Source organism: Natronococcus sp. JC468, assembly GCF_012163165.1.
GTDB lineage: Archaea > Halobacteriota > Halobacteria > Halobacteriales > Natrialbaceae > Natronococcus > Natronococcus jeotgali.
The window spans coordinates 17,052-42,005 of the sequence record NZ_JAAVUO010000029.1 but is presented as its reverse complement, the minus strand read 5'-3'; the positions used below and the strand labels follow the sequence as shown (position 1 = coordinate 42,005).

24 protein-coding genes and 1 pseudogene are annotated in these 24,954 nt (G+C 68.3%); 12 read left to right on the top strand and 13 right to left on the bottom strand.

Going from position 1 to position 24,954, the window contains the following annotated elements; all coding sequences use genetic code 11:
* Nucleotides 1–1,158: 1,158 nt before the first annotated feature.
* Nucleotides 1,159–1,977 carry a manganese catalase family protein gene (locus GWG54_RS15305; protein WP_167938596.1) on the bottom strand — a complete coding sequence of 273 codons (819 nt, stop codon included), beginning with the start codon at nt 1,975–1,977 and terminating at the stop codon, nt 1,159–1,161.
* 76 nt (nt 1,978–2,053) lie between these two features.
* Between GWG54_RS15305 and GWG54_RS15300 the strand changes: the two genes are divergently transcribed.
* Complete coding sequence (locus GWG54_RS15300) at nt 2,054–2,530, top strand: hypothetical protein (RefSeq protein ID WP_167938595.1); 477 nt, start codon at nt 2,054–2,056, stop codon at nt 2,528–2,530.
* A 42-nt stretch (nt 2,531–2,572) separates the two neighbouring features.
* On the opposite strand, the gene GWG54_RS15295 is transcribed toward GWG54_RS15300, so the two are convergent.
* A complete protein-coding gene (locus GWG54_RS15295) occupies nt 2,573–3,958 on the bottom strand; it encodes an NAD(P)/FAD-dependent oxidoreductase (protein ID WP_167938594.1) in 1,386 nt (461 codons plus the stop codon).
* 114 nt (nt 3,959–4,072) lie between these two features.
* Between GWG54_RS15295 and GWG54_RS15290 the strand changes: the two genes are divergently transcribed.
* Nucleotides 4,073–5,026 carry a D-2-hydroxyacid dehydrogenase gene (locus tag GWG54_RS15290; protein ID WP_167938593.1) on the top strand — a complete coding sequence of 318 codons (954 nt, stop codon included), beginning with the start codon at nt 4,073–4,075 and terminating at the stop codon, nt 5,024–5,026.
* An 89-nt stretch (nt 5,027–5,115) separates the two neighbouring features.
* On the opposite strand, the gene asd is transcribed toward GWG54_RS15290, so the two are convergent.
* Nucleotides 5,116–6,150 (bottom strand): aspartate-semialdehyde dehydrogenase, encoded by a 1,035-nt coding sequence (gene asd, locus GWG54_RS15285; RefSeq protein ID WP_167938592.1) that lies wholly within the window; start codon nt 6,148–6,150, stop codon nt 5,116–5,118.
* 240 nt (nt 6,151–6,390) lie between these two features.
* Between asd and GWG54_RS15280 the strand changes: the two genes are divergently transcribed.
* Nucleotides 6,391–6,657, top strand: coding sequence for a hypothetical protein (locus tag GWG54_RS15280; RefSeq protein ID WP_394352930.1), 267 nt, complete (start codon nt 6,391–6,393; stop codon nt 6,655–6,657).
* Between the two features lie 79 nt (nt 6,658–6,736).
* Here GWG54_RS15280 and GWG54_RS15275 read toward each other — a convergent pair whose 3' ends face one another.
* The 6 genes and pseudogenes from GWG54_RS15275 to GWG54_RS15250 all read right to left on the bottom strand — a co-directional run bounded on the left by GWG54_RS15275 (nt 6,737) and on the right by GWG54_RS15250 (nt 11,524).
* Nucleotides 6,737–6,928, bottom strand: a complete 192-nt coding sequence (locus GWG54_RS15275; protein ID WP_008425569.1) for a 30S ribosomal protein S17e — start codon at nt 6,926–6,928, stop codon at nt 6,737–6,739.
* A gap of 52 nt (nt 6,929–6,980) precedes the next feature.
* Entirely contained in the window at nt 6,981–7,598 is a 618-nt protein-coding gene (locus GWG54_RS15270; protein WP_167938591.1) for a DUF447 domain-containing protein, read from the bottom strand.
* Nucleotides 7,595–8,452 (bottom strand): triphosphoribosyl-dephospho-CoA synthase, encoded by an 858-nt coding sequence (locus tag GWG54_RS15265; protein ID WP_167938590.1) that lies wholly within the window; start codon nt 8,450–8,452, stop codon nt 7,595–7,597. The genes GWG54_RS15270 and GWG54_RS15265 overlap by 4 nt, the downstream gene beginning before the upstream one ends.
* Nucleotides 8,453–8,562: 110 nt before the next feature.
* Nucleotides 8,563–9,243: pseudogene (locus GWG54_RS15260) on the bottom strand (RNA-guided endonuclease InsQ/TnpB family protein); the annotation flags it as partial.
* 157 nt (nt 9,244–9,400) lie between these two features.
* Nucleotides 9,401–10,585 (bottom strand): PQQ-binding-like beta-propeller repeat protein, encoded by a 1,185-nt coding sequence (locus GWG54_RS21195; protein ID WP_167938589.1) that lies wholly within the window; start codon nt 10,583–10,585, stop codon nt 9,401–9,403.
* A 174-nt stretch (nt 10,586–10,759) separates the two neighbouring features.
* Entirely contained in the window at nt 10,760–11,524 is a 765-nt protein-coding gene (locus tag GWG54_RS15250) for a hypothetical protein (protein WP_167938588.1), read from the bottom strand.
* 97 nt (nt 11,525–11,621) lie between these two features.
* Between GWG54_RS15250 and radB the strand changes: the two genes are divergently transcribed.
* The gene (gene radB, locus GWG54_RS15245; protein ID WP_167938587.1) at nt 11,622–12,332 is read left to right on the top strand and encodes a DNA repair and recombination protein RadB; all 711 of its coding nucleotides are present in this window, start codon (nt 11,622–11,624) and stop codon (nt 12,330–12,332) included.
* Between the two features lie 68 nt (nt 12,333–12,400).
* On the opposite strand, the gene GWG54_RS15240 is transcribed toward radB, so the two are convergent.
* The gene (locus tag GWG54_RS15240; RefSeq protein WP_167938586.1) at nt 12,401–13,558 is read right to left on the bottom strand and encodes a CBS domain-containing protein; all 1,158 of its coding nucleotides are present in this window, start codon (nt 13,556–13,558) and stop codon (nt 12,401–12,403) included.
* A gap of 103 nt (nt 13,559–13,661) precedes the next feature.
* Here GWG54_RS15240 and GWG54_RS15235 point away from each other — a divergent pair, with 103 nt between their 5' ends.
* The 3 genes from GWG54_RS15235 (at nt 13,662) to GWG54_RS15225 (ending at nt 15,660) form a co-directional block, all read left to right on the top strand.
* Nucleotides 13,662–13,964 (top strand): lycopene cyclase domain-containing protein, encoded by a 303-nt coding sequence (locus GWG54_RS15235; protein WP_167938585.1) that lies wholly within the window; start codon nt 13,662–13,664, stop codon nt 13,962–13,964.
* A 63-nt stretch (nt 13,965–14,027) separates the two neighbouring features.
* Nucleotides 14,028–14,795 carry a CAP domain-containing protein gene (locus tag GWG54_RS15230; RefSeq protein ID WP_167938584.1) on the top strand — a complete coding sequence of 256 codons (768 nt, stop codon included), beginning with the start codon at nt 14,028–14,030 and terminating at the stop codon, nt 14,793–14,795.
* Nucleotides 14,796–14,844: 49 nt separating this feature from the next.
* Nucleotides 14,845–15,660, top strand: a complete 816-nt coding sequence (locus tag GWG54_RS15225; protein WP_167938583.1) for a YihY/virulence factor BrkB family protein — start codon at nt 14,845–14,847, stop codon at nt 15,658–15,660.
* A 31-nt stretch (nt 15,661–15,691) separates the two neighbouring features.
* Here the strand turns inward: GWG54_RS15225 and GWG54_RS15220 are convergent, their stop codons facing one another.
* From GWG54_RS15220 to GWG54_RS15210, 3 genes are read right to left on the bottom strand one after another with little or no spacing between them, the layout of a single operon-like run.
* On the bottom strand, nt 15,692–15,850 hold the full coding sequence (locus GWG54_RS15220) for a hypothetical protein (RefSeq protein ID WP_167938582.1): 159 nt from the start codon (nt 15,848–15,850) through the stop codon (nt 15,692–15,694).
* Between the two features lie 30 nt (nt 15,851–15,880).
* Nucleotides 15,881–16,708 (bottom strand): AEC family transporter, encoded by an 828-nt coding sequence (locus GWG54_RS15215; RefSeq protein WP_167938581.1) that lies wholly within the window; start codon nt 16,706–16,708, stop codon nt 15,881–15,883.
* Between the two features lie 59 nt (nt 16,709–16,767).
* On the bottom strand, nt 16,768–17,412 hold the full coding sequence (locus GWG54_RS15210; RefSeq protein WP_167938580.1) for a hypothetical protein: 645 nt from the start codon (nt 17,410–17,412) through the stop codon (nt 16,768–16,770).
* Between the two features lie 197 nt (nt 17,413–17,609).
* On the opposite strand from GWG54_RS15210, the gene GWG54_RS15205 reads away from it, so the two are divergent.
* The 5 genes from GWG54_RS15205 to GWG54_RS15185 all read left to right on the top strand — a co-directional run bounded on the left by GWG54_RS15205 (nt 17,610) and on the right by GWG54_RS15185 (nt 24,650).
* The gene (locus GWG54_RS15205) at nt 17,610–18,170 is read left to right on the top strand and encodes a hypothetical protein (RefSeq protein ID WP_167938579.1); all 561 of its coding nucleotides are present in this window, start codon (nt 17,610–17,612) and stop codon (nt 18,168–18,170) included.
* A gap of 88 nt (nt 18,171–18,258) precedes the next feature.
* Entirely contained in the window at nt 18,259–19,317 is a 1,059-nt protein-coding gene (locus GWG54_RS15200; RefSeq protein WP_167938578.1) for a site-specific DNA-methyltransferase, read from the top strand.
* Between the two features lie 73 nt (nt 19,318–19,390).
* Nucleotides 19,391–21,058, top strand: a complete 1,668-nt coding sequence (gene ggt / locus GWG54_RS15195; protein ID WP_167938577.1) for a gamma-glutamyltransferase — start codon at nt 19,391–19,393, stop codon at nt 21,056–21,058.
* Between the two features lie 75 nt (nt 21,059–21,133).
* Nucleotides 21,134–24,253, top strand: a complete 3,120-nt coding sequence (locus GWG54_RS15190; RefSeq protein ID WP_167938576.1) for a PAS domain S-box protein — start codon at nt 21,134–21,136, stop codon at nt 24,251–24,253.
* A gap of 97 nt (nt 24,254–24,350) precedes the next feature.
* Nucleotides 24,351–24,650 (top strand): HalOD1 output domain-containing protein, encoded by a 300-nt coding sequence (locus GWG54_RS15185; RefSeq protein WP_167938575.1) that lies wholly within the window; start codon nt 24,351–24,353, stop codon nt 24,648–24,650.
* The last annotated feature ends 304 nt before the right edge of the window (nt 24,651–24,954 follow it).

The following is a 24,954-nucleotide window of genomic DNA, read 5'->3' as shown; positions in this document are numbered from 1 at the left end:
TCGCCTGCGTTTCGGCAAGTACTGGAGTGGGAGACCCTCTGGAAACACCGATTCGCCGCCCACCACTCATACTCAGATTCAGCCCGCACAGCACCCGCTGTGTGGGCTTTCCGTATTTACTACGAGTCCGTTACGGAACCGTAGTGCACAATACTATCAAAACCTGAACCAAATTTCGATAACCGCTAATATATTTGGAGTGCATCTTATGCGAGCACGAGAGCGACGTGTCACATATGCCAGAGTCGACGCAATCCGACGCGGCCTCAATCGTTAATTTCCTATCCCGTCCCTGCTGTCGGGAGATTACGTACTCCCTCTTGGAAAACCGCGAGACGTCCGTCGAAACGCTGAGTCGACGGCTAACCGCCGAGGAGCACGGCGTTACATCCGAGCGAGAGCAGCGTCGAGTACGAACGTCGCTTATACACGATCTCCTTCCCCGACTCGAGGAGGATGGGCTTCTCGAGTTCGATCCCCGGAACGGAAGCGTCACGCGGACGGAAGCGTTCGACGCGAGACGCGACGAGATCGAACGCGCTCGTGCGCTCGACGAGGGATTGAGACGGGACGAGGGCCCGCTCGAGTCGGTTCGATACGCGGAGCCGTCGGCGGCCCGGTCCGCGGGATCGAGCGACTGACGGAACGCCGAGAGGGGCTCGGACGCGACGATACGGTATCGAGTTCGATCCTCGGGATGACTGGTGGGAGCTGCTGTATCGAGGTACCGATGTAATCGCGGGACGGTTGCGATCGTGCCGAAGCCGGCGCGCGGCGGTCCGTACGGGGAGTACCGCTCGAGTCGCGTCGCTCGAGAAGGTGGAAGTGTCGCCCGGAACACTAACGTCCAGCCTCATTCCGTGGCGGCGTGCCGCGTCGGCTGGCTAACCCTCGTGCCGGGCGGGGGACGTTCGTCCCCGGACGTGACGGCGTCCGTCACGATCGAGTTCGGCTGTCGCGTGCCCGGGTTCGCCGTGCTGTCATCGCACCCGGAACGGGTTCGCTCGGACGGGGACTAAAGGCACGCACCGGTAGTAGGGCGGTGGGTCCTTTAAGTCTTGTTTGCGGGCGGTCCGAACGCTCGCTCGAGTCTCCGGGGGCGAGCTATTCGCCCGGGCGCAACCGTATCTGCGATCGGTCGAGGGCGGAGCGCGGCCGCTACTCGTCTTCGGGAACGCTGTACGTGCTCGGGTCCGGCGCCGGGGGGACGCCGTCGCCGTCGCCGGGCTGTTCGGCGAGGTAAGAGAACTCGCCCGTGCCGTCCGGAGCGGTTCCCTGAGTCCAGGGCGCTTCGGGGTCCGGTTGCTGCTCCCGTCTGGTCGACATGAACGCGTAGTTGACGTCCTGATTTTCCTCCTCCTGCGGGAAACTCGCCGGAACGGGAAGCGGATCCTCGAGCGATTCGAGGGCCGCGAGCCACTGGTTCTGGTGCATCGTATCGCGCGCGATGAGGTACGAGAGCATGTCCTTCATGCCGGGGTCGTCGGTGTACTCGTAGAGGCGGGTGGCGAGGGTGCGTCCGGTCCCCTCGGCCATCACGTTCGCGTAGAGGTCGCCCGCGAGGTTCCCCGAGGCAACGACGTAGCCGCCGGAGAACGGAACGCCGTTGCTGTCGAGGGGCATCGCCGACTGGCCGGCGGAGAGGAACTGTCGCGGGTTCTGTCCGGTCATCGACGCGGCCGTCGACGCGACGTTCTCGGCATCCTCGCTCATCTGCTTGGACGAGCCGCGGAGGTTCTTCGTAACGGCCGTCGCGAGCATCTCGATGTGGCCGAGCTCTTCGGTCGCAGTCTCCATCAACAGGTTCCGATACCCTTCGTACTCCTCGGGGAGGGCCCAGGCCTGGAACATGTACTGCATCGCGACGCGCATCTCGCCCTCCTGCCCGCCGATGGCTTGCTGGAGCAGCTTCGCGAAGTGGGGATCCGGCTCTTCGACGGTAACCTCGTACTGGAGCTCCGGTTCGTGGAAGAACATCGGCTTATCGGGCCACCGCGAACGGAATAAAACCGACCCCTGAACGGATATCCGAACGGTTCGGGCCTGTATCGCCATGGCGAACGACTATGAACTCCTCAGTGGTGCTACCGCGGACGTGAGTTCGATGCACCCAGCCAACGCTCGATCGATGTCGCGGCGGACCTTCGCCAAGTACGGCGCGCTCTCGGCGGGCCTGCTCGTCGGCGGCTCGGAGCCGACCGCGGGAGCGCCTCGAGAGGACGGTTCCGAACGGGCGAAACTCGAGGAGGGGGTAATGGCTCCCTATCAGGTGGTTCCGGCGTCTCGAGTGACGGTCGTCGAGCGAGACGTCGGGTGGCAGCCTCAGGGGATCGCGTCCCACGACCGGGCGAGCGTGGTCCGCTACGATCATGCCCCCTCGCTGCGAGCGATCCTGTTGACGGTGGCTCCGCTCCGGGAGGATCGTTCGCTCGCACTGGGGGAGCCACGAGAAGCGGTGTCAGAGGCGAATCGCCCCCTCGTTACCGTCGGTCTCGACGCTGGGAAGCCGGACGGTTCCAGAACGCGGTGAGCCGTCGACGCGGCGGCGACGCCGACTCGACGGGGCCGTCGCTCAGTAGAAGTACTCGTCCTCGGTCAACTGGACGTACCGACCGTCGCGGTAGGAGAACTTGCGTCTCTTGTACGCCGCGAGCAGCTTCGTCGCGCCGATCCCCGCGGCGTAGGTCCGATCGAGGATCGCGTTGCCCCTTTCGGGGCTCTGCATGTCGGCGACGGTCTCGAACGCGCGGTCCCAGTCGTCGGGCTCGTACTCCGCGACGATGTCGGCGAAGGCGACGTTCCGGACGATCTCGTCGCCGATCGCGCGCTTCCAGACCTCGTTGTAGTTCTCGAGGGAGTCGGTCGCGGCGAGACGGCCGGCGATCTTGCCCGTGCGAACGGCGACGTGGTACCCTCCCTCGTGGAACGCCGAGGTCGTCCCCATCGCGCCGCCGGCGACGGCGATGTTCGCGCCGACCGGGGAGTCGATCGGTCGCGTCGAGGAGATCGGGTACGTCTCGGTTCCCTTCGACTTGCCGCGGTCCTCGACGATCGGGATGTCGGTCTCGATGTCGTACTCGTCGCCGTACTCCAGTTCGAGCAGCCGGCGGACGTACTCGGCGCCGGAGGGGAGTTGGTCGTCGGTCGGCTCCAAGAGCGCGTAGGCGCCGGGGTTGGAGACGTCCTCGAGGTCCATTCCGATCGGCATCGTCAGGCCGACGCGGGCGACGGTGCCGTCGTTGGGGAACACCCACGGGTAGGCGGTCTCGCCGGGCATGTACCCCCACCAGAACTTGAGGCGGTTCTCTTCGAACAGCTCGGGCGGAAACTCCCGGTACTCCTGGTAGGCGATGTGGTTCGCTTCGGGCGGCGAGAGGTGATCCGAAACGCTCCGTCCGGGCGGGGTGAACTGATCCAGCGCCTCGAGGGTGATCCGGCGCTGCGGTCCGTCCGCGAGGACGACGTACTGGGCCTCGAGTCGGTCGCCGTCCGAGAGCGTCAGCGTGTGGGTCGGCCCCTTCGGACTCGAGGCCCGCAGGTCGGTCTCGAGGGATTTGACCCCGGTTCCGACCCGCAGGTCGGCGCCGGCGTCGGTCGCGCGCTCGTGGAGCCAGTCGTCCATCCGGGCGCGGTGGAAGGTGTAGCCGAACCGCGGGTAGTCGGTGTCGATCCCGGTGGTCGCGAGTTCGAGGCGGCTCGAGGGGCCGACGAACTCGGTGGCGTCGAGTTCCCGGAGGATGACGTCGTCGGGAATCTCCCGGTAGTCGAAGTCCATGATATCGATCCAGTAATCGAGCATACCGGCCGCGTCGGTCGAGTCCGGACCGAGCCCGTCGCGGTCCTCCCGCGGGACCCCCTGTTCGAACAGGACCGTCTCGGCGCCGTGTGCGGCGGCCCGTTCCGCCGCACAGGCGCCGGCGGGCCCGCCGCCGACGATCGCGACATCAACGCGTTCCATACTTCCTTGGCACTGGACGGCCCGTATTAAACTGCCTGAAGTTCGGATCGACCGCCGGCGGCGGTACTCCCCGCGAACTGAACGTTTTTGCCGCCACCGCTCGAGGCACCTGATATGACGGACCTTCTCGTGTTGCGCAAGGGAACCCACGGAACGCCGATCGAACAGTACGCCCGGACGCTCCGGGAGCGGCTCCCCGACCGAACCGTCGAGCTCGCCCGCACCCCGACCGCCGAGCGCGAGCTGATCGAGGACGCCCGCTTCGTCACCGGGATGACCCTCGATGAGGAGCTGCTCGAGGACGCCGACGCCCTCGAGGCGTTCGCCTGCGCGTACGCGGGTACCGGTCACCTCCCGCTCGATCGACTCCGAGAGCGGGGCGTCGCGGTTACCAACGCCTCGGGGGTTCACGGGCCGAACATGGGCGAGCACGTTCTCGGCGCGATCTTGCACTTCACCCGCCGGTTCCACGTCGCCGAGCGCCGGCAGCGCCGCCGGGAGTGGCGCCACTACAGGGCCCACGAGCTCCAGGGGTCGACAGTCACCATCGTCGGCCTGGGCGCGATCGGGCGGGCGACCGCCGAGCGCCTCGAGCCGTTCGGCGTCGAGACGATCGGGGTGCGCTACACGCCGGAGAAGGGCGGTCCGACCGACGAGGTCGTCGGCTTCGAGGCCGAGCCGTTCGAGGACGCCCTCGCCCGGACCGACTACCTCGTGCTCGCCTGTCCGCTTACCGATCTCACCCGCGGGCTGATCGACCGGGAGGCGATGATCACGCTCGATCCCGAGGCCGTGATCGTCAACGTCGCGCGGGGACCGGTCGTCGACACCGACGCGCTCGTGGAGGCGCTTCGCTCGAACTGGATCCGCGGGGCCTCGCTGGACGTCACCGACCCCGAGCCGTTGCCGGAGGACCACCCGCTGTGGAACTTCGGGAACGTCCAGATCACGCCCCACAACGCCGGGCAGACGCCCCGGTACTACGAGCGGCTGGCCGACATCGTCGCCGAGAACGTGCGCCGGTTCGACCAGGGAGCCGACGAGCTCCGCAACCAGGTCGTTCCCTGATACCCGGCCGTCCGGGATATCCGGAGCCGGAGGGTGAGAGGCGGCGCTCGCCGTCCGATCTCGGCGAGAGAGAATCCGCGATCGCGTCGCTAGAGGTAGCCGTTCTCGAGCAGCAGTTCCCCGTTCAGAACGCTCGCGCCCGCGGCGCCGCGGATCGTGTTGTGTGCCAGGCAGTTGTACTGCAGACCGAACGACGACTCGCGCAGCCCGCCGGCGGCGACGGCCATCCCGTCGCCGAGCGACCGATCGAGGCGGGGCTGGGGACGGTCGGGTTCCTCGAAGACGTGGATGAGCTGGTCGGGCGAGGACCGCAGTTCGAGGGAGGGATACGAAGCCATTGCGTCGGCTGCGTCCTCGGGGGAGAGTTCCTCCTCGGTTTCGACCCAGACGTTCTCGAGGTGGCCGTCGATCGTCGGGATCCGGTTACAGGAGGCGGCGACCTCGACGCCGTTGTGGCTGAGTTCGGCGCCGTCGAACTCGCCAAGCAGCTTGCGCGATTCGGTCTCGAGTTTGTCCTCCTCGCTGCCGATGTAGGGGATGGCGTTGTCGATGATCTCCATCGAGGAGACGCCGTCATAGCCCGCCCCGGAGACCGCCTGGAGGGTGGCGACGTGGACCGACTCGAGGCCGTACTCCGCGAGCGCGGCCAGCGTGGGAACGAAGGTGATCGTCGAGCAGTTGGGGTTTTTGACCATCGCGCCGTCCCAGCCGCGTTCGTCGCGCTGGACCTCCAGCAGATCGATGTGTTCGGCGTTGACCTCCGGGATCACGAGGGGGACGTCGTCGTCCATCCGCGCGTTCGAGGAGTTCGAGGACATGACGTACCCCGCCTCGCAGAACGCGGGTTCGACCTCGGCACCGACGCTCGAGGGGAGCGACGAAAAGAGGAGGTCGACGTCGTCGGGGACCTCGTCGGGGTCGGTCGCCGTGACGGTCGTCTCCGCGACGTCTTCGGGGATCGGACCTTCCACGCGCCACTTCGCGGCCTGTCGGTAGCTCTTGCCGGCGCTGGAGTCGCTCGCGGTCAGCGCGGCGATCTCGAAATCGGGGTGGGGATCGAGAAGCTGGATCAGTCGCTGTCCGACGGCTCCGGTTGCGCCGAGTACGCCTACTCGTACTGCCATTTTCCCGTCCTCGGAGTTGTGTGCGCAAAACGGTTTGGATTCCCGCGACTGCTGCAGGGTCGGAGCCGATCGCCGGAGCGGTCGGCTCGGGGCGATCGCATAGAAGGGATTAAGAAACCGGAGTGGATGGTATCGATCGATGCGCTTCCACCAGAACCGACGCGGTTCAGGTATCGATCCGGCTCGCGGCCCGGCCGCCGGGGGCAGCCAGCTCCGTTCGCCTCGCACGGGGTGGTCTCGGTGACGAACTCGACCGCGGGTACGGACGGCCTCGACCTGTTCGGAACCCGGTTCAGCATCGGCGCGACGGCGGCCTCGGCGCTGCTGTTCCTGCTCGGGATCGCCCTCGGCGTGATGGGCTTCCAGCAGATGAGCATCCCCCTGGCCGGCGAGCTCTCGATCGTCACCGGGGCGGTCGGACTGCTGTTCGGACTCTTCTTCGGGCTCGTCGCGCTCGTCGCCGCGGCCTACATGGAGCCCGGTTTCGACGACGGCCACGGCCACTGAACGGACTCTCGAGCCCGCTGACGCGGACCCGTCGCTATCTGATCTTTTTGACCGAGTCGTCTGCCGGCGAGAACTCGAGCTATGCCGCCGCTTCGCCGCTTTTCTTGCGCGTGACGTAGCCGGCGATGCGGTTGCGAACGCCCTTGGACTCGACGTTCGTCAGCTTCGTGACGCTGTCTTTGTTCTGCTCGAAGTCGGTCGTGAACGCCTCCGGGTACCGCTCCAGCAGGAGGTTCCCGGTCTTCTTGACGTAGGCCGGTTTGATTGCCATACCGATGGGTTTTCCGAGCGCGCCCTAAAGCCATTCGTTCTTCGCCGGGGACCTACCAGTCGGCGTGCTCCCGGACACGCTCGAGGGCCGCCCGCTCTCGCGGGCTCCCCGCGCGGTCGACGACGGAGGCGTAGTACTCGAGGCGGTCCCGGAGCTCCCCCTGATCGTACACCGGGACTCCGAGCCGCGAGGCGGCGACGGTCGCCTCGATCACCGCGCCGAAGCCGCGGTCGATCGTCGGCACCCGCTCGTCGACGACCCTCGACTCGACGGGACGAAGCACCCACTCCTCCCGGCGGGTGTCGCCCTCGGTGTCCGCGCCGATACGTTCGACCCGGACCCGCGTCCAGGCGTCGGCCGACTCGAGGACGGGATCGTCGACCTCGACGATCGAGAGCGCGGCGTCGGCGAAGGTGACGGGGTCGACGGTAAACTGGATATACCCCTCGCCCCGCCGGCGGAAGTTCCGTCGGGTTCTGGTGTTGCCCCACGTCGTGGCGGTGACCGAGCCGTCGTCCTCGTCGGCGAACAGCCCGAGCGCGGCGGCGTTCCACCGGTCGTTCGGCCCGAGGGTCGTCACGACCGACTCGGTGACCCCCTCGAGCGAGACGGGCCACTCGGCGCTTTCGTCCGGCGTTCGATCGCCGTCCCGCTTCGCGTCCTCGCTCATAGCTCGACCGCTTCGCGCTCGAGGGCGATGAACAGTCCGGCCGCGGTCAGATCGGCCGTCGTTCCGGGGTTGATCCCGCGGTCGACGAGTTCGTCGGCGAACGACTCGACGGCATCGGGGTCGGTCTCGAGGGCGTCGCGCTTGACCAGCGCGGCGGCGCGGTCGGTCACCTCCGCGGCGACCCGCTCCCCGCGGCGGTCGGCGACGAGGGTGTCGGGACGGTCGGCCAGCAGCGAGAGGAAGACGGCCGCGGTTCGATCGAGGATCGGGCCGTCGACCGCGGCCAGGCGCTCGGCGGCGTCGAACGAGCGCTCGAACCCGGTGACCCACTCGCGGGCGACGTCGTCTCCCGGAACGCTGCGGTCCATCACGTCGAACAGGGTGAGTCCGCGCTCCTCGAGGGCGGGGACCGCCGCGGCGCCGCGACGGACGTCAAGCGGGGCCATTCCCTCGGGCGGGTCGGCGACGAAGACGTCGACGTGCTCGAAGGCCCGGTAGAAGGCGGCCGCGTCGGCGACGGTCGTCCCCTCGAGGACGCCCTCGAGAACTGGCTGAGAGAGTTCGTGGCGGGCGGCCCGGACCAGCGGCACGAGCAACAACAGCGCGCCGAACTGGGTGTTGCCGCCCTCCTGGGTCGCCATCCCCTCGACGGCGCGCTCGAAGGCGGGGCCGACGGCCGCGCCGTTGGCGGCCAGTTCGAGTCCGTCGCGGGCGCCGACGGCGCCGGCGAGGAAGTGTTCGAAACGCAGGTCCTCGAGGTCCCGGTGGCGGTCGACGTTTCCGGGTTTGGGCGTGCCCGCGACCTCGAGCAGAAGCGCAAGCTCGGCGGTGCGATCGGGCGCAGTTCCGTCCATACCGTCGTCTACGTCGGGGGAAGGTAGAAGTACGTGTTCTTCCGCTCTGCGGGTCCGACCTCGGCCCGGACGGACTACGACGACCGAACCGCGGTGACTTCCTCCCCACCCTACTCGCTCACCGCTGACGCGGTTCGCTCCTTGAGGGTGGGGCTTCCTGCTTCCATGACGCGCTTTGCAGACACCGAATCGGTGTCCGTAGGGAGCGCAGTCTCCACAGGCGTTGATTCGGGATAGCCCGTCCCTACTTGTTCGAGACCGCGAGAAAGAATGTTCCACGACGCATTTGCGTCTCTGTCTGCCTCGAACCCACACGACGGACACGAATGCTCGCGTACCCACAACGGCTTGTCCGTCTCGACGCCACATGACGCGCATTCTTTGGTCGTGCCTCGGGGGTCCACGGAGACGAAGTGCGTCCCTTCCCGCTCGCACTTGTATTCGAGCATTCGAAGGAACGTCCCCCACGAGGCTCCGGCTCGGTTCCGAGAGTTATCGGAGAGTTCGACCAACCCCTTCGTGTCCAAGTCCTCGACGGCCACAAGGTCGTACTCTCGGGCGTAGTACGCCGAGAGTTTGTGCAAGAAATCACGTCGCTTGCGCTTCAGGTCGGCGTGGCGTCGGGCGACCGTCTTGCGTTGTTCCTCCCAATTGTTCGAGCGGTGTTCCTTCCGCGAGAGGTTACGTTGAGCGCGTTCTAACCGCTCGCGTTCGTCGGAAAGGTCTGGTGACTCGACGGCGGTTCCATCGCTGTCGTGGGCGTATTTCAGGATTCCCACGTCGATGCCAACTGCGTCAAGACGATGACGGCGCTGTATCCCCGCTCTACTGCGTCCTCAGAACGCGAAGCGTTCTGATGTACGAACGAGAGCTTCGCTCTCGTTAACGCTACTCGGTCGCTTCGCTCCCTGCGTTGCTCCTTGAGGACGGGGCATTAGCGCCTGATTTTCAGGTAAACTCGCCGCCCCTGTCGACGTAGACCGTCTCCCCGTCGACGATCGCGTCGATCGGGAACCCGTCGGACCAGTGGCGGTCGTCGAAGGCGAACCGCCAGCGCTCGGCGCCGTCCTCGAGGTCGAACCCGACGAGTTCGTCGGCCGAGGTGCGGTCGCCTCTACTGTGGGCGACGACGACGACGTCGCCGACGATCGTCGGCTTCCCGTAGGCATGGGCCTCCCGGTCGTTCCACGGCGCGTCGGCGCCGGTGCTCGAGAGCGTGTGGCGCCCGTGGGTGACGGCGAGATCGCCGACGGCGGCGCTGTGGAGGGCGTCGCTGACGGTGTCGACGACCGCCCCCGAGGCGGGATCGAGCACGACGATTCCCTCCTCGCCTGGCGTCTCGACGAACAGCGCGTCCTCGGTGGCCGCCAGCCCGTTCGCGGCTCGCCCCGACGGCAGGCGGATCGTCCGCAGGGTCCGGCCCGTCGCCGGATCAAGCGCGACGGCCGCGTCCACGTCGATCCCGCTCTCGCTCCGTGCGCCGTCTAACAACGCCCAGACCGTCCCGTCGGCGACGGCGACCGTCCCGTCGCTCGAGTGGAAGCCGTACGCGACCTCGCCGGGCCCACCCTCGGCATCGAGGCGCACGTCGACCGTCTCGCGCTCCCATCGCAGGTCGCCCGTGTGAGCGTCGAACGCGCGAAGAACGCCGTCGGCGCTCGCGTAGACCGCGCTGAGGGCGACGACCGGGGACGATACCGACTCCGCTCCACCGAGCGACTCGCTCCAGCGCACGTCGCCGGTTTCGGCCTCGAGCGCCGCGACCGCTTCGCCCGCGACGTAGACGCGGTCCCCGGAGACCGCGGGCGTTCCAGACGCGCCGATCCCGTCAGCGATCCACCGACGGCTCCCGTCGCTCGCGGCGAGGGAGTGAACCTCGCCGTCGGTCTGGAGGTAGACGGCGTCCTCGACGACCGCTGCGGGTCCGCTACGGTCGTACCGCCAGGCGACCTCGTTCGGTCGTCGGAGCCCGTCGCTCGAGGGGACACACCGACAGTTGCCGATCGTCCCGCCGTGGGACGACCAGCCGCTCGGTTCGGTCGCGTCGGGGGTCGCTGGGGATTCCTTCGCGCTGCTCGTTCCGGCTGCGGCGAGGGCGGTACCGGTCGCGAGGGCCGCACTCGAGACGATCACCGATCGCCGATTCTATTCACCCATACATACAGTCATAATTTCTAACTACATTACTATTATGGATTTTGAAATCACAGCGTAACTTGATGGTGAGCGAACGAATGAGCGAAGCGCGCTCGAGAACGGCCGCGGACGGGTCGTTTCGCGGCGGGCCGCGACAGCGGTGGCGCTCCGTCAGGTACCGGACTCGCCGCTCGAGGAGCCGTCGGCGTCGCGGTCGCGGTGTTCGGCCAGCGCCTCCTCGACGGTCAGCTCGCCGGCGGCGACCCGTCGGGCCAATCCCTCGTCGATCGCCCGGTTGGTCTCGCTTCGCTCGCGCGCCCGGTCCTTGATCATCTGGAGCTCGCCCGCGGTCGGCTCGATCTCTCGAGTTTCGACGGGTTCGCCCTCGAGGCGAGCGATGTTGACGGCGGCCAGCACGTCGCCCATCCCGCGCGAACCCGTGCCGAGGTACGGCGTCGTTCCCGTCTCGTCGACGAGCTCGACGCGGACGTCCTCGAGGTCGTTGACCAGTGTCGAGCTCTGCAGTCGGGCGCCGTCGCCGACCCGAACCACCGGTGAGGTCGCGTCGGCGACCTCCCGCTGGATCACGTCGACGGCGTCGGCGAGCGGAACCTGGAACGCGGCGACCACCATCTCGCCGGCCAGCACGGCGATGCCGGGCTTTCGCCCGGGGTCGACGCCGACGATCGTTCGCCCGCCCTCACCGCGGGCGGTCGTCAGCGCCTGGTCGACCGCCCGTCGGGCCCCGTCGGGGTCGGCGACGACCGTCGTCACGCTCGAGAACGCGTCGGCGTGGGCCTCGTCGGTTACGAGGACGGTCGTCTCCTCGGGCAGCGGCTCCTCGGGCTCGACGGTCGTGAACGCGGCGCCGCGCTCGCGCAGCTCGTTGACGACGCCGTGGTACACCTCGAAATCTGACGTGGCGACGACGATCACGGTCGCACTTCGCTTTCAATCCGAATAAACGTACGCGAACCCCTCGGCGCGCGGCGGATTTCCGGGGGTTTTTGCGGGGTGGCGAGCAATATCGCCCGTGAACGACGAGGCGATTCCGACCGGGTGCGGGCCGATCGACGAGCTGCTCGGCGGCGGGTTCGAGCGCGGAACCGTCACGCAGCTGTACGGACCGCCGGCCGCGGGCAAGACCAACCTCGCGCTGTCGGCCGCGGTCGAAACCGCCGTCGCCGACGGGACCGCCGTCTACATCGACACTGAGGGGCTCTCGGTCGACCGCTTCGAGCAGCTGCTCTCCGCGCGGGTCGACGAGACTGCGGACGTCGAGCGGGTCGCCTCCCGGATCGTCGTCGAGGACGCGCTGGACTTCGAGCAACAGGAGGAGGCGGTCCGGGACGCCGAGGAGTTCGCCGACCGGGCCTCACTGATCGTCCTCGACAGCGCGACCGGGTTCTACCGCCTCGAGCGAACCGGCGAGAGCGACGACGGCGAGGCGCTCCGGGGCGTCGCCCGCCAGATCACCCACCTGCTGTCGCTCGCGCGCAAGCACGATCTGGCGGTCGTGCTCACCAACCAGGTCTTCGCCGATCCCGACGCCGACCGAACGCGCCCGCTCGGGGGCAATACCTTAGAGCACTGGACCGGAACCGTCCTCCGGATCGAACGCTTCCGCGGTGGTAACCGACGAGCGACCCTCGAGAAGCACCGCTCGAAACCCACCGGGGAGTCGGCCCAGTTCCGGATCACGGAGACGGGCCTCGAGGGAGAGGACGCCGACACGCTTCGCTAATCACCTCTCGACGCGACGGAAACGACCGCTCCGTCGACTCGGTTCGAAAAACGGCGACGGCTGCCGGTTTACAGCTCGTTGAGCTTCCGCAGCAGCTGGCCGCGGTACTCCTCGTCGCTGGTGACGCCTTTCAGCTCGAGGACGTTGCGCTCGAGCTTATCGAGCGCGACGCGGAAGGCGTTCTCGGCGCCGTAGCCCTCGCCGGTGCCGGCGACCTGGCCCTTGTTGGTTCGCAGGCGGATCTGACACTGCACCAGCGGCGTCCCGCGGAGCTTCTCTTTGTGCTCGGAGAAGCGAACGTGGGCGTGCATCACCTGCATGTCGGCGTACTTGTCGGAGACGTCCTGGATGCTCTCGGTGATCCCCTCGCGGGTGATCGTATCGAGCATCGAGATGTTGGTGATCTGGACGTCCATTCGCTCCTCCTCGGTGTAGGTCAGCGCCCGCAGGACGTCGGTCTTGGTGATGACGCCGATGACGATCCGGTCGTCGTCCTCGGGGGTGACCATCAGGCCGGCGTAGTCGTCCTCGAGCATCGTCTCGACGGCCGCCTCGACGGAGGTGTCGAGCGAGGTCGTCCTGACGGGGCTGTTCATGATGTCGTAGATCGGGACATCGAGCATCCGATCGGTGTCGCCGACCCGATCGCCGACGGTCGTGGAGTTGTTCTCCCGGATGACGAAGTCGGCGATGTCGTGGGTCGTGACGACGCCCGTGAGGTAGCCGTTCTCGTTCAGAATGGGGAGCCGCGAGATGCCGTGCTCGCGCAGGTGGTTGATCGCCTTGCCGACGCCGTCTTTCTCCTGGAGCGTGACGGGGTCGGAGGTGTAGACGTCCTCGACGGTCAGCGCGTCGAGGTTCTCGAGGACGGCCTCGAGGATCGCGTCGTCGGTGATGACCCCCCAGAGCTCGTCGTTCTCGAAGACGGGCGCGACCTTCGAGTTGCTCTCGATGAGCATCCGCGCGGTCTCGCGGACGTCCTCCTGGCGGTCGATCTGGGGCGCCGGCGAGTTGCGGCTGGGTTTGATCAGCGCCGCGACCTTCGCGTCGTCCTCGACGTGGGACTGGAGCACCTCGCGCTCGCTGAGCACGCCCTCGTACTCGCCGTCGTCGGTGACGATGATCCCCTTCGGGTTGCCGTCCTCGAACGTCGAACGGACCTTACCCATCCGCGTCCCGACGTCGACTTCGATAAACTCCTTCGTCGCGATATCAGCGATATTCATCGTTCGGGTCGGTCTACTCACGCCGGCGTATTTAACGTACTGCACGGTGCTGCCGGCTGGGATCAGGGACACCATTTTTCGACGCCGACTCCGTAGCTGGCGTATGGTGCCCGATATCAGCGTCTTCGGCCGGTACACCTACCTCGCGACCGAGCTGTTCTGGGGCGCGATCGCGTTTCTCCTGCTTCGCCGGGCGAACGCGCTCCGGCGAGCGGGGGCGACGATCCTCGCGCTGTATCCCGTCGCCTACGTCTGGGACCGCTACACCCTCGAGGTCGGCGTCTTCGACATCAAACTCCGGACCGGAATCGACGTCGCCGGTATCCCGCTCGAGGAACACCTGTTCATGGCCGTCGTTCCGGGGTTGGTGGTCGCCTTCCACGAGACGCTGTTCGGCTCGGAGTAGGCTCGCCCTACGGGATGTGTGCAACCGCGACACTCTTGGTTCCCGACCGCTTGCCTAGGAACCATGAGCAATCGCCCTCCTCCGGGTCCGAGCGCGGACCCGACCGACGCCGACCGGGGACTGCTGCGCGGCGTCATCAGGCTGGTCGTCCTGGTGGCACTGGTCGGCGCGATCGCGCTGGCCGGCGCGACCTACGGTCCGGCGCTGGTCGACGATCTCGACGGGTTCGACGACGTCGACGAGATCGACGTCGGAACCCAGCCCTCACCCAGCTCCGAGCCGCCGCCGACCGGCGAGCGCGACCCCGAGGTGACCGACCCCGACGATCCGAACGAGTCGAGCTACGAGACCGACGTCGAGACGATCCCCTCGAACGACGTCGAGGACTTCGTCCACGCCGAGGTCAACGAGCGCCGCGCCGCGCACGACCTCGAGGCGATCGAGTGGGACGGCACCGTCGCGTCGGTCTCGCGGGCCCACAGCGAGGATATGGCGGATCGCGAGTACTTCTCGCACTCGAACCCCGACGGCGAGCAACCCTACGACCGGTTTCGCGACGTCGACGACTACTGCCGGGGGTACGGCGAGAACATCGCGATGACCTGGGTCGACAGACCGGTCGAGGCGGCCGACGGCAACGGAACCGTCGAACACCGGACCGCGGAGGGGCTGGCGGAGGGGCTGGTCGACCAGTGGATGAACTCCACGGAGCACCGCGAGGCGATCTTAGAGGAGAACGTCCCCTACGGCTGGGACCGCGGCGGCGTCGGCGTCTACCTCGCCGAGAACGGGCAGGTCTTCGCGACACACAACTTCTGTCACGAGTGGTGAACCCCGAGGCAAGTCCCATACTCTTGGCGTCGACGCCCGTAGCAGGCGTATGGATACGACGCGGATCTCGGCGGTGCTTCGTTCGATCTATCGGACGACGAAGGACCGGGAGATCACCTTTCTCGCGGCCGGCTTCGCCTACTACGCGTTCGTCTCGTTGATCCCGATGGTTCTGCTCGCGCTCGTCGTCGGCTCGCTGCTGGGCGGCGAAGACGCCGCCGAACGGCTGGTTCTGGTTACGGGCGATTTCCTTCCGCCGGCGGGCCAGGAGCTGGTCGCGGAGGCGCTGACGACCGAATCGGGGCGAGGCGAGGCGACGGCCGTCGCCCTCGCCGTCGCCTCGTGGGGGGCGCTCAAGGTGTTTCGCGGGCTCAGCCGGGCGTTCGACAGGGTCTACGACGAAGTCGCCGAGGACACGCTCGTCGACGAGATCCGGGACGGGTTTACCGTGATCCTGGCCGGAACCGGAGCGATCGTCCTGATGCTCGTCGTCGGCGCCGTCCTCGGGATCGCCGCCGACGTCGTCCCGCTGGCCGGACTGGCGAGCTGGGTGACCCTGCTGATCGGTCTCTTCCTTGTGTTCCTCCCGATCTACTACGTGTTGCCGCCGATCCCCGTCACCGTCCGGGAGATCGTTCCGGGGACGGCCTTCGCCGCCGTCGGCTGGACCGTGCTGCAGGTGGGCTTTCAGATCTACGCCGCGAACGCCGCACGGTACGCGGCCTACGGCGCCCTCGGCGCCGTCCTCCTGTTCGTCACCTGGCTCTACTTCGCCGGCATCCTGATCCTGCTCGGGGCGGTGATCAACGTCGTCCTCGCTCGCCCGGAGCTGGCCAACGATCCGGCGGGAACCCCGACGCCGTAGCGAGTCCCTCGAGGGCGCGACGTCGACGGAGTCAGCCCAGCAGCGTGATGAGCACGAACAGGCTACCCACGGAGGCGACGGTGGTCGCGAAGACGTTCAGCGAGGCGAACTCGGCGTCGAGTGGTCTGCAGAAGTTCTGAACACATCTCAGCATCTGCCTCACCACATTGAAGTCGAACAGATCCAGCATCTGTCTCAAAGGGTTCACCTGTTGTGCTGATCACTCACCGCCGAGTTCGTTGGCGTAGACGTACGTCGACACCGCCGTCGGCATCCCGAGCATCACGACGCCCGCGGTGAAGGTGGCGCCGTCGACCGAGAGCGCCGAGAACACCGCCCAGGCCAGCAGCGGCATACAGCACAGTTTCAGCGCGACGACCGAGCCGACCGCCTCGAGATCGACCGCGTCGGCGTCGATCTGCAGGGCAGCGCCGACACACAAAAGCGCCAGCGGGAGCGCGAGCGACCCCAGCGCGTCGAGGCCGGCCGCGACGCCGTCCGGGAACGTCACGCCGACCGAGCCGACCCCGAGGCCGGCGATCAGCGCGAGCAACACGGGATTTGTCGCGAGAGCGCCGAGCTCGCGACCGATGTCGGTGTCGGCCCGTCCGAAGCTGCTGAGGACCACGATCGTCAGCGGGAGCTGGACGAGCGTCACGAACCCCAGGAGCACGCTCGCGATCGCGGTCACCCGCGCGTCGAAGGTCGCGGCGACCAGCGGCAGTCCGAGGTAGCCGAGGTTCGAGTGGTACGACTGGATGATGGCGACGCTCCGGCGGTCGGTCGAGAGCCGATCGCGGGAGGCGATCCAGGCGATGGTACCCGTCGCGAAGAGGACGACCAGCGAGCCGACGAACAGCTCCGCCGAAAGCAGGTCGGCGATCGACTGGTCGTAGGTCCCGACGAACACGAGCGCCGGGAGAGCGACGTAGTAGGCCGCCGCGTTGAGACGGGCGGTTCTGGCGGCGTTCAGCGCGCCCGTGGATCGCAGCCCCGCGCCGATCAGCAACACCGCGAGCATCCCCAGCAGCCGACCGAGAACCTCCATACGCGCTCGAGACGATCGGGACCCTTCTACCGTTCGGTCTCGCCCGCGGACGACCGCCGTCAGGACGCGAGGAGCCGCCGCAGCCGTCGATGGTGGGCCGCGACCGCGACCGCGGCGAACCCGAGCAGGCCGAGCTGGAGGGGTTCGATCCGGACGACGGCCGTCGTCGCGCCGAGGGGCAGCGGCGGGGAGACGATCGCCCAACCGGACGCCCAGCTCGCCCGGAGCAGCCCGCCCGCGCCGAGCGCCAGCAGGAATCCCGGAACGATCGACGCCAGCCGATCCGCGTCGGCTGATCGCGGCCGACAGCCCGCGTCCTCGAGCGCGAACTGGACCGAGAGTCCGGCGCCGAGCAGTGCCGTCGAGACGATCGCCCCTGCGGACGAGCCGACGTTCTCCGCCGCCAACAGCCAGCAGATCCAGCCCGCCGCGACCGCGAGCGCGAGCCCGACTCGGCGGGGGCCGCGACCGACCCGCCAGCCGTCGACGGCCGCGGCGACGATCCGCGTCCGGACGAGGGTCCCGCAGACGAGGACGGCGGCGCCGACGAGCGCCGTCGCCGTCGTCCGCGAGCCGGCCGCCAGGGCGAACCAGAGACCGACCGAAACGGCCTCGACTGCGCCCGCCGAGACCGCGGCGGCGGCGTCGAAGACGCGCCGACGCGTCGTCCGCCCGAAGACGCCAGACCGCCGAAACACGCTCATATCCGTTCGTTCGGTCCGACCCCTTTCGTTATGTGATCGCTAGCGCCGATGTTCTCTCCGCCCCCACTCGAGCGCCGAAGATGTTCGAGCAGTGCGTGGACAGTCGGCGAGTACCACCCCTTGTGGCCTGTTACTATTCGTCACGATTGACCGTCTCGTTGGATAGACCTATGTATGGGGATGCCAATGGCCGATGTATGGAAGAGACCGAATCCGATCGGACGCTGTCGGAACTCGTCGTCAAGGAACTGGTCGGGCAGGGGCTCGACTCCTCGATGCGAGATTCGATCCTCGAGGCCGTCGAGGATGCCGAGGGGAGCGACGGCGGCTCGCAGAACCTCCCGATCGCGGGCGCGCTGGTCGGCGTCGGTGCCGCGATCGGCTACCTCGCAGGTCGGGGGTCGACCGACCTCGAGGACGTCTCCCTCGAGGACGTCGAGGAGCCCGAGATCATCGAGGACGTGACGGGCGGCGCCGAGGACGCCGAGGCCGAGACCGAGGAGGCTGACGAATCGGCCGAGGCCGAACCCGACGCCGAACTCGAGGACAGCGGCTCCTCGGGCTGGCTCGGTCGGCTGCTGCTCGCGGCCGGGCTGCTCGTCGGAATCGCCGCGTTGCGCCGTCGCTTCGGCGGCGACGCCGACGAGGACTGGGAGCCGATCGAGGAGTTCGAGCCGGCGACCGAGATCGACGCCGACGAGGACGAGGACGAAGACGAGGAGCTCGAGGCCGAGGCCGGCGACGCCGACGAGGAGTAACTCGCGGACTCGTTCTTTCGGACGCCGTCGACGCCCTCGACGCCCTCGACGAAGGAGCTAAGGGGGCGACGCCGACACACTCCACTCGATGGAGACGACCCACCGCGTCGTCGTCGGCGACGCTCGCGAGCTCTCGGCGGTCGACGACGACTCCGTCGAGCTCGTCGTTACGTCCCCGCCGTACCCGATGATCGAGATGTGGGACGACCTCTTCACTACGCTCGATCCCGCGATCGGGACGGCCCTCGAGGACGGCGACGGGCGGGCCGCCTTCGAGGCGATGCACGCCCAGCTCGAGGCCGTCTGGGACGAGCTCGAGCGCGTCCTCGTCGACGGCGGCATCGCCTGTATCAACGTCGGCGACGCGACCCGCACGCTCGAGGACAGCTTCCGGGTCTACCCCAACCACGCCCGCGTGCTCGAGGCGTTCGAGGCCCGCGGGTTCGACCCCCTGCCGGACGTGCTCTGGCGCAAGCCGGCCAACAGCGCGGCCAAGTTCATGGGCAGCGGGATGATCCCGCCCAACGCCTACGTCACGCTCGAACACGAGTACGTCCTGGTCTTTCGCAACGGCGGGGAGAGCCGCTCGTACGAACCGGGCGCCGATCGACGCTACGAGGCCGCGTACTTCTGGGAGGAACGCAACCGCTGGTTCACCGACGTCTGGACCGACGTTCGCGGGGAGCTCCAGGCCCTCGAGGACGACCACGAGGAGCTCCGGGAGCGCTCGGCGGCCTACCCCCTCGAGATCCCCTACCGGCTGTGCTGTATGTACTCGACCTACGGCGACACCGTCCTCGACCCGTTCTGGGGGACGGGCACGACCTCGCTGGCGGCGCTGTGTGCCGGGCGGAACTCGATCGGGTACGAACTCGAGGACGCCTTCCGCGAGGTCTTCGCCGACCGCATCGAGGACGCACCGGAGCTGTCGCGGACGATCGGGCGACGCCGCCTCGAGCGCCACCGCGAGTTCGTCGCCCAGCGCCGCCGCGAGGGCGAGGACCTCTCCTACGAGGCCGTCCACTACGACACGCCCGTGATGACGAAGATGGAACGCGAGATACGGTTCCGCGAGGTCGGCGCGCTCGAGCCCCTCAAGGCCGGCGCGGGCTACCGGGCGATCCACGAACCGCTCGTCCTCGAGTGAGGGCTCGAGGGCGGGCCCGACGAACCTTCCGGGACCGCTAGCGTTTTGCACGGTGACGATGCTCGTACGATCGATGGACACTGCAGTCGATCCGGACCGATTCGACTCGAGGCGCTCGACGGCCTACGCCAACCGCGGGATGGTCGCGACGAGCCAGCCCCTCGCCGCGGAGGCGGGGTTGTCGATCCTGCGGGAGGGCGGGAACGCCTTCGACGCCGCGGTCGCGACCGCGGCCGCGCTCAACGTCGTCGAACCCACCTCGACGGGACTCGGCGGGGACGTCTTCGCGCTGTACCGCACCGCCGACGGCGAGGTCGGCGCGATGCGCTCGTGTGGTCCCGCGCCGGCCGACGCGACGATCGAGAACGTCCGCGGCGCCCTCGAGGAGGCCGACGACGTCTCGGGGTACTATCCCGAGTCCCGCGGGTACGCCGTCGACGGGGGCGCCGGCGGCGATGCCCTCGAGATGCCGTTCCTGGGCCCCCACGCCGTGACGGTTCCCGGGACGGCCCGCGGGTGGGAGGCGACGATCGAGGAGCTGGGGACGCTCTCGCTCGCGGAGGCCCTCGAGCCCGCGATCCACTACGCGACGGAGGGATATCCCGTCTCGCCGATCGTCGCGGGCCACTGGGCGGGCGCCGAGGAGCTCTTCACCGACGAGCACGCCCGCGAGGCCTACCTCTTCGACGGCGAAGCGCCCGACGTCGGGCAGACCGTCACGCTGCCGCGGCTGGGCGACTCCCTGCAGCAGATCGCCGAGGAGGGTGCAGACGCCGTCTACGAGGGCGAGATCGCCGACGAGATCGTCGAGGAGATCCAGTCCGCAGGTGGCTTTATGACCCGCGAGGACCTCGCCGAGTTCTCGCCGGAGTTCGTCGAGCCCGTCAGCACGACCTACAACGGCTGCGAGGTGTACGAACTCCCGCCGAACAACCAGGGACTGGTCGCGCTCGAGGCGCTGAACATCGCCGAGGAGATCGGCGCGGGCGGGCACGACTACGACTCGCCCGAGCGGGTCCACGCCTTCGCGGAGGCGACGAAGCTCGCGTTCGTCGACGGCCACCACTACGTTGCCGACCCCGAGTTCGAGGCGGTCCCGCCGCTGGCCTCGAAGGCGTACGCCCGCGAGCGCGCCGACGCGATCGGCGACGCGCCGATCCGCGATCCCGAGATCGGAGTGCCGACGAGCGCGGCCGAGGACGCCGACACCGTCCTGCTCACGGTCGGGGACGAGGCGGGCAACCTCGTCTCCTACATCAACTCGCGGTTCGCCGGCTTCGGCAGCGGCCTGGTCGCGGGCGACACCGGGATCGCGCTCCAGAACCGCGGCTCCTCGTTCTCGCTCGACCCCGACCACCCCAACAGTCTCGAGCCGGGCAAGCGGCCGTTTCACACGCTGGTCCCCGCGATCGCGAGGCTCGACGAGGACGACTGGCTCGCATTCGGGGTCATGGGCGGGTACATGCAGCCCCAGGGCCACGTCCAAGTGCTTTCGAACCTCGTCGACTACGACATGGACCTCCAGGAGGCGCTCGACCGCCCGCGCTGGCGCTACCGCGAGGACGGCCGGCTCGCGATCGAGGAACGGCTGCCCGGTGCCGCCAAGCTCGCCCGCAAGGGCCACGACGTCGCCGTCCTCCCGCCGGTGATGTTCGGCGGGGCCCAGGCCGTCCGTCGAAACGGGGAGACGCTGTCCGGCGCGACCGAACCCCGCAAGGACGGCTCGCCGATCGGCTTCTGAGCCGTCGGCGACCCCGACGCCGGCGCACGATTGAACCGTCGCGACGTTTTTACCCGCGCCCGCCCCAGCGGAGGTATGGATTCCGGACTCGAGCCCGCGGGGGCGAGGCCTGTTCGCGCGCTCGTCGTCGGCTCGCACCCCTGGACCGAACGCGCGGCGACCGCCCTCGCGGACCGCGATGCGGTCCGCGTCGACGCCGATCCGTCCCGCGACCTCGCGTCCGAGCGACTCGCCGCCGTCGACTGCGTGCTGACCGACGATCGGGACGTCCTCCGCGAGGCGGGGGAGCGGCTCCCGGTGGTCTTCGTCGTCGACGACGTCCTCGAGGCCGACGTCGACGCGTTGCTCTCCGCGGGCGCGGCCGACGTCGTCGGCGCGCGGGAGAGCGAACGCCCGTCGGTCCTCGCACAGCGGCTTCGGCTGTCGGTCGCGTCGGGCGACTGCCCGGAGGCGCGGTACCGGTCGCTGCTCGAGCACTCCTCGGACCTGATGCTCGTCTTCGACGACGCGGGACGGCTCGCCGACGCGGGGCCGGGACTCGAGCGCGTCACCGGGCTCGAGGCGACCCCGTTCGACGTCGATCGGATCTTCGACGCCGTCCACCCCGAGGACAGGGCCGCCGTCGCGGACGCGTTCGACGCCGTCCGCGCCGATCCGCCGGGAGAGACCCGAACCGTCGGCTACCGCTATCGCCGGGACGACTCCTGGCGCGTTCACGAGGCGACCCTCGCGAACCACCTCGACGATCCCGCCGTCGGCGGGGTGGTCGCCTCCGTCCGCGATGTCACCCGCTACTACCGGCTCGAGCGCGGACTGGCCGAGTCGCTCGAGCGTGTCAGCGACGCGTTCTACGCCCTCGACGCGGACTGGCGGTTCACGTACGTCAACAACCGAGCCGTGGAGCTGCTGGGCTCCCCCCGGTCGGCACTGCTCGGCGAGGACGTCCGGGAGCTGTTCCCCCACGGGTTCCGCTCGGAGCTGTTCGAGCGGTTCGAGGAGGCGATGGACCGTCAGGAGTCGGTCTCCTGGGACCGCTACTCGGAGTCGCTGGGGATCTGGATGGAGATCCACGCCTACCCATCCGAGACCGGACTCTCGGTCTACTTCCGGGACATCACCGATCGGATCGAGAGCGAGCGGAAGCTGGCCGAGCGAACCGAGCGCCTGCGGATGGTCGTCGAGAACGCGCCCGTCATCCACTACGTCCTCGACGACGAGGGGACGATCACGCTCTCGGAGGGGCGAGGCCTGGAGAACATCGGGTTCGAGTCGACCGAGGCCCTCGGCGAGTCCTTCTTCGAGCTCTTCGAGGCGTACCCCGAGATCCGCGCCGACGCGAGGGCGGCCCTCGAGGGCGAGTCCGTCCACGAGGAGCGCCGGATCCGCGATCGGACGTTCGAGTCGTGGTACCGCCCCGTCGTCGAGGACGGCGCGGTCACCCGCGTCATCGGCGTCGCGATCGACGTCACCGAACGCGCCCAGTACCGAGACGCGCTGAACGCGCTCCACGAGGCCACTAGCCACCTGCTGACCGTCGACTCCAAGGCGGATGCCTGCGAGTACATTGTCGACGTCGCCGACGAGGTCCTCGACCTCGACAGCATCGTCTACCGGTTCGACGAGTGCCGCAACGAACTCGTGCCGGCGGCGTACTCGAGCGAGCTCGAGCGGGCGATCGGTACGCCGCCGCGCCTCGAGCCCGACGAGGGGATCACCTGGGAGACGTTCGCTACCGGCGAGCCGTCGGTGTTCGGCGACGTCCGGGAGTCCGAACACGTCTACGACGCCTCGACGAGCGTCCGGAGCGGCCTCTACATCCCGCTGGGCGAACACGGCGTCTTCGCCGCGGTGTCGACCGCCGCCGACCGATACGACGAGGACACCGTCGAGCTGGTCCAGCTGTTCGCGACCACCGCCGAGGCGGCGCTCGACCGGATCGGGCAGACCCGCCGCCTCCACGACAGCGAGCGCGAGCTGAAACGACAGAACCGTCACCTCGAGCGACTGAACGCCGCCAGTCGGGTACGCCAGCGAATCGAGGAACACCTGCTGCGGGCCGACTCGCGGGAGGCGATCGAACGGGGGGTCTGCAACACGCTCGTCGAGACCGACGGCTGCTCGTTCACCTGGATCGGCGACCCCGACCCGAGCGGGAGCCGGATCCGACCCCGGACCCGCGCCGGCCTCGAGCGGGGCTACCTCGAGGCGATCACGGCGACGGCCGTCGACGACTCCGCCGCGGAGCCGTCGGGCCGAGCCGCTCGAACCCGCCGTCAGATCGTCGTCGGAAACGTCGCCGACAACGTCCAGGACGGGGCCTGGCGAACCGACGCGCTCTCGCGGAGCTTCCAGTCGGTGCTCTCGGTGCCGCTGGTGTACGACGGCCACCTCTACGGCGTGCTCTCGGCGTACGGCGACGAACCGAACGCCTTCGACGAGCCGTTCGAGTCGGTCCTCGCGGAGCTCGGCGAGACGATCGCGTACGCGATCGACGCCGTGCAGCGAAAGAACGCGCTGCTCGAGGACGACGTCACGGAGGTCGAACTCGCACTGACGACCGCGTCGCCGCTGTGCCGGTTCGCCGACCGCCTCGACCGCCGGCTCGCGTTCGAGGGGGCGACCCTGCAGGACGACGGCGCCGCGCTCGCGTTCGTCTCCCTCGAGCCCGCGATCGACGCCGACGAGCTCGAGGCGTCGGTCGAGGGTGTCGAGGACCCGGCGGTGTTGACCGCCTCAGCGGACCGCACGCTCGTCCAGCTCCGGGTGATGGGACCGTTCGTCGGAACGATCGTCGGGAACCACGGCGCGACGCTGCGCGAACTCGTCTGCGACGGGACGGACCGCCGAGCGACAGTCGATCTCCCCGCGGGACTCGAACTCCGGACCGTTCTCTCGGCGCTCGAGCGCCGCGGTCTCTCGGCCTCGATGATCGCGCGGCGGGACCGCCCCTCGAACGACGTCCCCTCGCTCGGCGGGCCGGCGCGCAAGGCGCTGCTCGAACAGCTCACGCCCCGCCAGCGGGAGGTCATCCGGACGGCGTACCACAGCGGCTTTTTCGAGTGGCCCCGTCAGACGACGGGCGAGGCGGTCGCCGACTCGTTGTCGATCTCGCCGCCGGCGTTTCACAAGCACGTGCGGTACGTCGAGGGGAAGCTCTTCGGGACGCTGTTCGAGGGCGTGACGACTGACGGTTAATATCTTAACCGCCGATCCGACCGACCGTTACACGGTTAACGATCAGACTCTTTGCCCGGAGTCGAGAAGGATCGTCGACGACTCACAGTGGGGCACTATGACTGAAACGACGCCACAATCGATCTCCGTATCGACGACCGACTGCTACGTTACCCAGTACGACCGACTCGACGACGTGCCGCTCAGCGTCGCGATCGCCGAGGCGGTCGCGACCTACCGCGACGCCGATCCGATCGATCTCGACCCGCTGTACTACGCGGTCAACCCGGAGGCGCTCGAGCGCCTGTTCGAGCCCCGGGCCGACGGCCTCCGGAGCGACGGCTCGGTAACCTTCGAGTACAACGACTGTTCGGTCACCGTTACCGCCGACGGCGAGATCCGCGTTACAGACGCCTAATTCGGGCTCGCTCGACGAGATCCCGTCGCGTTTTCGACCCGGCTCGAGGACCGCCCGTAGCCACCCCGTACCACGGTGTATAAACACATTATATTGTAATTATTCCACTACCGAAACAGTTATCCGTGCTCGATAGGAACGGCGAGCCATGTCGAAACACACCACCCAGACGATGAAAGACGTCAGCCACACGCCCCCGAACGGCGACTCCGTGACGAACGTCTGGTCTCGAGGTCGGGACGAGGGAGCGTAGCCGGCCACCGGAGTCGGCTCGGACAGGTGTGGCGAACCGTTCGACGCGAGA

Bases quoted from the DNA above. Each gene is read 5' to 3' on its own strand.
- GWG54_RS15305 (WP_167938596.1), bottom strand. From the start codon at position 1,977: ATGTTCTTCCACGAACCGGAGCTCCAGTACGAGGTTACCGTCGAAGAG.
- GWG54_RS15300 (WP_167938595.1), top strand. From the start codon at position 2,054: ATGGCGAACGACTATGAACTCCTCAGTGGTGCTACCGCGGACGTGAGT.
- GWG54_RS15295 (WP_167938594.1), bottom strand. From the start codon at position 3,958: ATGGAACGCGTTGATGTCGCGATCGTCGGCGGCGGGCCCGCCGGCGCC.
- GWG54_RS15290 (WP_167938593.1), top strand. From the start codon at position 4,073: ATGACGGACCTTCTCGTGTTGCGCAAGGGAACCCACGGAACGCCGATC.
- asd (WP_167938592.1), bottom strand. From the start codon at position 6,150: ATGGCAGTACGAGTAGGCGTACTCGGCGCAACCGGAGCCGTCGGACAG.
- GWG54_RS15275 (WP_008425569.1), bottom strand. From the start codon at position 6,928: ATGGCAATCAAACCGGCCTACGTCAAGAAGACCGGGAACCTCCTGCTG.
- GWG54_RS15270 (WP_167938591.1), bottom strand. From the start codon at position 7,598: ATGAGCGAGGACGCGAAGCGGGACGGCGATCGAACGCCGGACGAAAGC.
- GWG54_RS15265 (WP_167938590.1), bottom strand. From the start codon at position 8,452: ATGGACGGAACTGCGCCCGATCGCACCGCCGAGCTTGCGCTTCTGCTC.
- GWG54_RS15240 (WP_167938586.1), bottom strand. From the start codon at position 13,558: ATGAATATCGCTGATATCGCGACGAAGGAGTTTATCGAAGTCGACGTC.
- GWG54_RS15235 (WP_167938585.1), top strand. From the start codon at position 13,662: ATGGTGCCCGATATCAGCGTCTTCGGCCGGTACACCTACCTCGCGACC.
- GWG54_RS15230 (WP_167938584.1), top strand. From the start codon at position 14,028: ATGAGCAATCGCCCTCCTCCGGGTCCGAGCGCGGACCCGACCGACGCC.
- GWG54_RS15225 (WP_167938583.1), top strand. From the start codon at position 14,845: ATGGATACGACGCGGATCTCGGCGGTGCTTCGTTCGATCTATCGGACG.
- GWG54_RS15220 (WP_167938582.1), bottom strand. From the start codon at position 15,850: ATGCTGGATCTGTTCGACTTCAATGTGGTGAGGCAGATGCTGAGATGT.
- GWG54_RS15215 (WP_167938581.1), bottom strand. From the start codon at position 16,708: ATGGAGGTTCTCGGTCGGCTGCTGGGGATGCTCGCGGTGTTGCTGATC.
- GWG54_RS15210 (WP_167938580.1), bottom strand. From the start codon at position 17,412: ATGAGCGTGTTTCGGCGGTCTGGCGTCTTCGGGCGGACGACGCGTCGG.
- GWG54_RS15205 (WP_167938579.1), top strand. From the start codon at position 17,610: ATGGAAGAGACCGAATCCGATCGGACGCTGTCGGAACTCGTCGTCAAG.
- GWG54_RS15200 (WP_167938578.1), top strand. From the start codon at position 18,259: ATGGAGACGACCCACCGCGTCGTCGTCGGCGACGCTCGCGAGCTCTCG.
- ggt (WP_167938577.1), top strand. From the start codon at position 19,391: ATGGACACTGCAGTCGATCCGGACCGATTCGACTCGAGGCGCTCGACG.
- GWG54_RS15190 (WP_167938576.1), top strand. From the start codon at position 21,134: ATGGATTCCGGACTCGAGCCCGCGGGGGCGAGGCCTGTTCGCGCGCTC.
- GWG54_RS15185 (WP_167938575.1), top strand. From the start codon at position 24,351: ATGACTGAAACGACGCCACAATCGATCTCCGTATCGACGACCGACTGC.